This window comes from Pseudobutyrivibrio sp. OR37 (assembly GCF_900113655.1).
Lineage (GTDB): Bacteria > Bacillota > Clostridia > Lachnospirales > Lachnospiraceae > Pseudobutyrivibrio.
In genome coordinates this window covers 1-3,469 of the sequence record NZ_FOQF01000064.1, presented here as the reverse complement: position 1 = coordinate 3,469, position 3,469 = coordinate 1, and the positions used below count along the sequence as shown (strand labels likewise).

3 protein-coding genes and 3 tRNA genes are annotated in these 3,469 nt (G+C 34.7%); all 6 read left to right on the top strand.

Going from position 1 to position 3,469, the window contains the following annotated elements; translation table 11 throughout:
- Positions 1-109: 109 nt before the first annotated feature.
- Positions 110-181, top strand: a tRNA-Glu gene (locus tag BM097_RS15790).
- A 9-nt stretch (positions 182-190) separates the two neighbouring features.
- A tRNA-Ser gene (locus tag BM097_RS15785) sits at positions 191-276 on the top strand.
- An 11-nt stretch (positions 277-287) separates the two neighbouring features.
- Positions 288-361 (top strand) — tRNA-His (locus tag BM097_RS15780).
- A 108-nt stretch (positions 362-469) separates the two neighbouring features.
- Positions 470-1,216: a metallophosphoesterase gene (locus BM097_RS15775; protein WP_090552630.1), complete on the top strand. Its 747-nt coding sequence runs from the start codon at positions 470-472 to the stop codon at positions 1,214-1,216.
- Between the two features lie 107 nt (positions 1,217-1,323).
- Positions 1,324-2,802 carry an alpha-L-fucosidase gene (locus tag BM097_RS15770; RefSeq protein ID WP_090552626.1) on the top strand — a complete coding sequence of 493 codons (1,479 nt, stop codon included), beginning with the start codon at positions 1,324-1,326 and terminating at the stop codon, positions 2,800-2,802.
- A 67-nt stretch (positions 2,803-2,869) separates the two neighbouring features.
- A complete protein-coding gene (locus BM097_RS15765; RefSeq protein ID WP_090552623.1) occupies positions 2,870-3,067 on the top strand; it encodes a hypothetical protein in 198 nt (65 codons plus the stop codon).
- Positions 3,068-3,469: the final 402 nt, after the last annotated feature.

Below are 3,469 nucleotides of genomic sequence, written 5' to 3'. Positions count from 1 at the left end.
ATCGGAAGACAAAGTTTTACTGTGTGAAGTTTTGAGGTTGCTAATAAAGAATTAGCAAGCACCACCCAATAGAGATTGCTTGCTTTTTTAATAAAATATTGGATAATATGGCTCCGTGGTCAAGCGGTTAAGACATCGCCCTTTCACGGCGGTAACACGGGTTCGATTCCCGTCGGAGTCAGTTAAATATGCAGAGGTATCGAAGTGGTCATAACGAGGCGGTCTTGAAAACCGTTTGTCCGCAAGGGCGCGTGGGTTCGAATCCCACCCTCTGCGTTTTTAATATGGTGGGTGTGGCACAGCTGGTTAGCGCGTCGGATTGTGGTTCCGAAGGTCGAGGGTTCGAACCCCTCTACCCACCCGATATGAATAAGTGAAGCTTGTTCTTATAGAGTCTCCTTTAAGGAGGCTCTTTTTTGTTATAATTATGTAGTTAGGACAGATTTTAAGCGAAGCTATGGAGGGATTTATGAGTTTATATGCTATTGGAGATTTACACTTACATTTTGAATCAGAACTGAAGGCTAGAAATCAAATTGAAGATAAAGTATGGCAAAATCATGAGAAAAAATTAATGGATAATTGTCATAAGGTAATAAACGAAGATGATACACTTGTCTTAGTGGGAGATCATAGTTGGGGTAGAAATATTAATGAATGTCAAAAAGATCTTGAGTATATCATAGAGCTTCCAGGACGAAAGATACTTCTTCGAGGAAATCACGATATGTTTTGGGATGCTAATAAAACAGAAAAACTTAATGAAATGTATAAAGGAAAGTTGGAATTTTTGCAGAATAATTATTATACCTATAAAGATTATGCTCTTGTTGGTACAAAAGGATATACCTTTGAAGGACCATTTTATGTTGATAACTATGGAAATATAGAAGGCTGGGATGAAAAAGAAGCTGAACATGCTGAAAAACTAGTTAAGAGGGAATATGAAAGATTGATTACATCATTTGAAAAAGCTAAGGCTGATGGTTATCAAAAGTTTATAATGTTTTTACATTACCCTCCAACAAACATTCTTCAAGCAAATAGTATTTTTACAAAGATAGCAGAGATGTACAAAGTTGAACAGGTTATCTATGGACACTGCCACGGAGAAAGCAGATTTCATGATAGCATCATAGGAAAAAAGCGTAAAATAAGATATTCATTGGTATCTGGTGATTATCTAAGGTGGAACCCTTATTTAATTCTAAAGTAGTAAATCTAAGGGAATAATACTATACTTTCGCCGGTTATTTGTAATTTAACGTGTTGATATAATAATGTAAATAAAATTACAAATAAAACATGGGAAGGTATATCAAAATGACTAAAGAAGATTATCTAGAGCAAATAGAAGTTGTGAACCATGAAGGTATATACAAACCATCTTGGGAATCACTTTCAAAACACGAAAGCCCAAAGTGGTTTTGCGATGCTAAATTTGGAATATTTATTCATTATGGTTTGTACAGCGTTCCAGCTTTTGGAAATGAGTGGTATTCACGAAGCATGTATAATATGCGAAGTGAAGAGTACAAGTTCCATATTGAGCATTACGGGAATCAGAAGGATTTTGGCTATAAAGATTTCATTCCTATGTTTACTGCAGAAAAATTTGATGCTAAACGTTGGATTGAGGTTTTTAAAAATGCTGGCGCTAAATATATTGTACCAGTGATGGAACATCATGATGGATTTTCTATGTACGATTCTGAGTTAAATCGCTGGAACGCTGCAGCAATGGGACCTAAGAAAAATATTTGTGGAGAATTAAAAGTAGAATGCGAAAATCAAGGCCTTGTCTTCTGCGGATCTTCTCACAGAGCAGAGCATTATTATTTTATGAATCTAGGTCGAGAGATAGAAAGTGATGTAAGTGATGATAATTATCGCGATTTTTATGGACCAGCAGTTCTTCGATCAGAATATATAAATGTTGGATTCGATGGATTGACAGAAAATCCTGAATGTGTAGGACCTGATAAAGATTGGCTAAATGATTGGCTTGTTAAAACAGCTGAAATAATTGATAAATTTCAGCCTTTAATGATTTACTTTGATACTGCAATTCAAAATAAAGAATATAAACCATATTTGAAGAAGTTATGTGCATACTATTATAATAGGGCAGTTGAGTGGGATAAGGAGGTTACAATATGCTACAAACATTATGCTTTCCCACCTGATGTAGCAACTTTTGATATGGAAAGAGGTGGGCTGCATGATATTTCACCTAGATATTGGCAGACAGATACTGCAATAGGCAACAAATCTTGGGGCTATATTAAAAATAATACCTTTAAAAGTAGTTATAAGCTAATATGTGACCTGATTGATACTGTCAGCAAAAACGGAAATTTTCTTTTAAATATAGGCCCTAAGGCAGATGGAAGTTTTACAAAAGAAGAAGAGAATGTCCTAAAGGAGATTGGTGAATGGCTTTCAAAAAATGGTGAAGGAATATATGGCACGTCTTGTTGGAATCAGTATAAAGAGGGAAATTCTGCCATTACCGGAGGTTCTTTCAACGATTCAGAAGAAGTAGAGTACAATGAATCGGACTATAGATTTACATATAAGAATGGATATGTTTATGCATTCTGGATGAAACCTATAGATGCAGATGCAAAAATCAAAGCCTTCAAACATCAGCCGATGCGAGGCATGATAATTGATCATGTGAGTCTCTTATCTACTGGTGAGAATTTACAGTTTGAAAGAAGGGACACTGATATGATTATAAAGAAGACAAAGTCATTTGTATCTGATAGCCCGCTATGTTTTAGAATAAGCTTGGTTTAAATCGATTTATATTTTAACGGATTAGTCACATGGGAATGATATTATGAATTCATGGAGGAGTTTAGCTATGGATTCGATGGTATTAAAGGATAGCAATCAAGCTGCAATTGATTATTATGATTTGTATGTATCTATAAGAAGGGCTTTACGTGAAGGAAAGATGGAGATAAGTGATGCAGAAGCATATTTGGCTTATAAAGAGTTGTTTCTTACGAAGGAAGCAAAGCAGCTTGCGCAGGATATGATAAAGCACATTAAGGACTAGAGACGATTAGAGAGGCATCTAACCAATTAATGGTTAGATGCCTATTTATATAGGAAGAAAACATTTTAATCTATAATTAAAATGGATTATTTACATACTGTATAAACAATTAACACAATTCAAACAATAAGTGATTTTGTTCACTATTGATTTACTTTGATAAATTGCAAAAATCCCGTTGACACTAGGCATTCAGGGTGATATTATAATCAAGCACTGAGGGAGAGCAAGTCACACAGAGCAAAAGAAAAAACGAAGATTGATAACTGAACAGTGAAACAAACCTTGAATTAATACAAGTTTTCAGAAAACATGTATCCTTGAAATTCATTTAGTTTCTTAATGAAACGAAACCTTTATAGTAAACAAGTCAGATTTATTTTGACTCGGAATTGAACTCAA